The 4,121-nt window shown below is 62.3% G+C and carries 3 protein-coding genes and 1 pseudogene; 3 read left to right on the forward strand and 1 reads right to left on the reverse strand.

Annotated elements, in window-relative coordinates; translation table 11 throughout:
- Positions 1 to 89 precede the first annotated feature (89 nt).
- The 3 genes and pseudogenes from gcl to EN914_RS26735 form a co-directional block, all read left to right on the forward strand.
- The gene (gene gcl, locus EN914_RS26725; protein WP_024505798.1) at positions 90 to 1,871 is read left to right on the forward strand and encodes a glyoxylate carboligase; all 1,782 of its coding nucleotides are present in this window, start codon (positions 90 to 92) and stop codon (positions 1,869 to 1,871) included.
- Between the two features lie 10 nt (positions 1,872 to 1,881).
- On the forward strand, positions 1,882 to 2,679 hold the full coding sequence (otnI, locus tag EN914_RS26730) for a 2-oxo-tetronate isomerase (RefSeq protein ID WP_024505799.1): 798 nt from the start codon (positions 1,882 to 1,884) through the stop codon (positions 2,677 to 2,679).
- A gap of 214 nt (positions 2,680 to 2,893) precedes the next feature.
- Positions 2,894 to 3,781, forward strand: a pseudogene (locus EN914_RS26735) (2-hydroxy-3-oxopropionate reductase); the annotation flags it as partial.
- 67 nt (positions 3,782 to 3,848) lie between these two features.
- Here the strand turns inward: EN914_RS26735 and EN914_RS26740 are convergent.
- On the reverse strand, positions 3,849 to 4,121 hold a 273-nt coding region (locus EN914_RS26740; RefSeq protein WP_281034674.1), incomplete at its 5' end, for an RNA methyltransferase.

Raw genomic sequence — 4,121 nt, forward strand, 5'->3', positions numbered from 1 at the left:
GAAAAAATATTCTGAAAAAATTGAAAAATACCCGGCTTGCTGACATCCTTGGCCAATCAAACAATGACAAACCCGTGGAGGGCTGGAAAATGGCCAGGATGCGCGCTGTCGATGCCGCGGTTCTCGTTCTCGAAAAGGAAGGCATTTCCTGCGCTTTCGGCGTGCCGGGCGCGGCGATCAATCCGTTCTATTCGGCGCTGAAGGCCAGGGGAACGATCCGCCACGTGCTAGCCCGTCACGTCGAGGGCGCCTCGCACATGGCGGAAGGTTTTACCCGCGCCAAGGCAGGCAATATCGGCCTGTGTATCGGCACTTCGGGTCCGGCCGGCACCGACATGATCACCGGGCTTTACTCGGCCGCCGCCGATTCCATTCCGATCCTGTGCATCACCGGGCAGGCTCCGCGGGCGCGGCTGAACAAGGAGGATTTCCAGGCCGTCGACATATCAGCCATTGCCGCGCCGGTCGCCAAATGGGCGGTCACCGTCATGGAGCCCTATCTCGTTCCCATGGCGCTGCAGAAGGCGTTTCACCTGATGCGCTCGTCACGTCCCGGCCCTGTGCTGATCGACCTGCCGGTCGACGTGCAACTCGCCGAAATCGAATTCGACATCGATGCCTATGAACCGCTGACGCCGTTCAAGCCGGCGATGACGCGTGCCCAGGCCGAAAAAGCGCTAGCGATGCTCAACGCGGCCGAAAAGCCGCTGATCGTCGCCGGCGGCGGCATCATCAACGCCGACGCGTCCGACCTGCTGATCGAATTCGCCGAGATTTCAGGCGTGCCGGTCATCCCGACTTTGATGGGCTGGGGCGCGATCCCCGACGACCACCGGCTGATGGCCGGCATGTGCGGGCTGCAGACCTCGCACCGCTATGGCAATGCGACGATGCTGGAAGCCGACTTCGTCTTCGGCATAGGCAACCGCTGGGCCAACCGTCACACCGGCTCCGTGGATGTCTACACCAAGGGGAAAAAATTCATCCATGTCGACATCGAACCGACGCAGATCGGCCGCGTCTTCGCGCCGGATCTCGGTGTCGTTTCGGATGCGGGCGCGGCGCTGAAGATGCTGCTCGACGTCGCCACCGAGTGGAAGACATCAGGCAGACTGCGCGACTGGTCGGGCTGGGCGAAGGAGTGCCAGGCCCGCAAGAAGACGATGAAGCGCAAGACGCATTTCGACCAGGTGCCGCTGAAGCCGCAGCGTGTCTATGAGGAGATGAACAAGGCGTTCGGCCGCGACGTCACCTATGTCACCACGATCGGCCTGTCGCAGATCGCCGGGGCGCAGTTCCTGCATGTCTACAAGCCGCGCAACTGGATCAATTGCGGCCAGGCCGGCCCGCTCGGCTGGACCTTGCCGGCAGCCCTTGGCGTGCGCGCCGCCGACCCGGATCGGACCATCGTGGCGCTGTCGGGCGACTATGATTTCCAGTTCATGATCGAGGAACTGGCGGTCGGCGCCCAGCACAAATTGCCCTATCTGCATGTCGTCGTGAACAACGCCTATCTCGGGCTGATCCGCCAGGCGCAGCGCGGTTTCTCGATGGATTTCGAGGTCGACCTCGCCTTCGAGAACATCAACCGGGCAGGCGATCCCGAGGCCGGCTACGGTGTCGACCACGTTGCCGTCGCCGAGGCGATGGGATGCAAGGCGGTCAGGGTGCGCAAGCCGGAAGAGTTCGCCGGAGCCTTCAAGGAGGCCCAGCGGTTGATGAAAGAGCACCGGGTTCCGGTCGTGCTCGAATTCATCCTCGAACGCGTCACCAACATCTCGATGGGCACCGAGATCGACAAGATCACCGAATTCGAGGAGCTTGCCGAAAGCCACGAGGATGCGCCGACGGCGATCGTGATGTTGGATTAGGAGAAAAAGAATGCCGCGTTTTTCAGCCAATCTTTCGATGCTCTTTGGCGAGCATGAGTTCCTCGACCGTTTCGATGCCGCCGCCCGCGCCGGCTTCAAGGGCGTCGAATATATCGGCCCCTATGACCATGCCCCCGATGTCGTCGCCGCCCGGTTGAAGAAGAACGGCCTGACCCAGGTGCTGTTCAACCTTCCGGCGGGGGACTGGGGCAAGGGCGAACGCGGCATTGCGGTGCTGCCGGACCGCGTGCCGGAATTCCGCCAGGGCATCGCCAAGGCGATCACCTACGCGCAGGCGCTCGGCTGCCAGCAGGTCAATTGCCTGGCCGGCATTGCGCCGGCCGGCGCCGATCGCAAGGTGCTGGAGGATGTCTTTGCCGAAAACCTTGCCTTCGCGGCGGAGAAGCTGGAGCAGGCCGGCATCAGGCTGTTGATCGAGCCGATCAACACGCGCGATATCCCGGGCTTCTTCCTTAATTACTCGGATCAAGCCTTGGCGCTGATCGACCGTGTCGGCTCAAAAAACCTGTTTCTGCAATACGACATCTATCACATGCAGATCATGGAGGGGGATCTCGCCCGTACCATCGAGGCAAACCTTGGCCGCATCGCGCATATCCAGCTTGCGGACAATCCCGGCCGTCACGAGCCGGGGACGGGCGAGATCAATTTTCCCTTCCTGTACGAGCACATTGATCGCATTGGTTATTCCGGCTGGGTCGGGGCTGAGTACAAGCCGAAGGCCGGGACGGAAGCCGGGTTGGGGTGGTTTCGGGAGTTGGCCGGGCAGGGAAGTGCTGCTGCTTAGCGGCTATCGCAGTCGAAGTCGCGTTCTGTCACGCCTCCCTCTGGCCTGCCGGCCATCTCCCCCACAGGTGGGGAGATTGGCAGCTTCGGCGTCGGCCTTTGATTTTCTGACGCTCGAAAATTGGCGAAGACAGCGGTGACATCCCTCGTGGGGGAGATGTCCGGCAGGACAGAGGGGGCGTGACAGAACGCGACCTAACAAAAGACGGAGAAAACAAATGGAAACCATCGGCTTCATTGGCCTCGGCATCATGGGCGCGCCGATGGCGGGGCATCTGCTGGACGCGGGCTATCATGTCATCACCAGCGATCATCGATCGAAACCCTCCGCCGATCTCGTCGCCAAGGGCCTGAAAACGGTCACTGGCCATGCGGCCGTGGCCAGGGCCGCCGACATCATCATCCTGATGGTGCCCGACACGCCGCAGGTGGCCGATGTGCTGTTTAGCGAGAACGGCGTCGCGTCCGGCCTGACCAAGGGCAAGCTGGTCATCGATATGAGCTCGATCTCACCGATCGAGACCAAGGTTTTCGCGAAGAAGATCAACGATCTCGGCTGCGACTATCTCGACGCGCCGGTCTCGGGCGGCGAGGTCGGCGCCAAGGCGGCATCGCTGACCATCATGGTCGGCGGCGAGGAAAACCCGTTCGAGCGCGCCAAGCCCGTCTTCGAGAAGATGGGCAAGAACATTACCCTGGTCGGGCCGAACGGGGTTGGCCAGACCACCAAGGTGGCCAACCAGATCGTCGTCGCGCTGACCATTGAAGCTGTCGCCGAAGCGCTTGTTTTTGCTTCGAAAGCCGGCGCCGATCCGGCCAAGGTCAGGCAGGCGCTGATGGGCGGGCTGGCGGCGTCGCGCATTCTGGAAGTGCATGGCGAGCGCATGGTCAAGCGCACCTTCGCGCCGGGTTTTCGGATCGAACTGCACCAGAAGGATCTGAACCTCGCGCTGGAGGGCGCGAAGGCGCTCGGCGTTTCCTTGCCCAACACCTCGACGACTCAGCAGCTGTTCAACGCCTGCGCCGCCAACGGCGGCGCCAAGGAGGATCATTCGGCTCTGGTCAGGGCGCTGGAGCGAATGGCGGCGCATGAGGTGGGGTAGAAGCGAATAGCGAATAGGGAATAGCGAATAGGGATTGCAGCCCCGAATACCGGGATTCGGCTACTCGCTACTCGCTACTCGCTAAGAACTTCCGCGCCACGTAAAGGCTGATCGCCGCGGCGTTCGATACGTTGAGCGAGTGGATCGCGCCGGGCATGTCGAGCCGCGCCAGTGTCGTCACCGTCTCGCGTGTCTTCTGGCGCAGGCCCTTGCCTTCGGCGCCCAGCACCAGGGCGATCTTTTCTCCGGCAAAGCTCTTTTCGAGTTCGGCCGGCGCGTCCGAATCAAGCCCGATGGTGCGAAAGCCCGCCTCGTGCAGTTGCCCGAGCGCGTCGTCGAG

It is taken from the genome of Mesorhizobium sp. M7A.F.Ca.CA.001.08.2.1, from assembly GCF_003998455.1.
Taxonomy (GTDB): Bacteria; Pseudomonadota; Alphaproteobacteria; order Rhizobiales; family Rhizobiaceae; genus Mesorhizobium; species Mesorhizobium ciceri.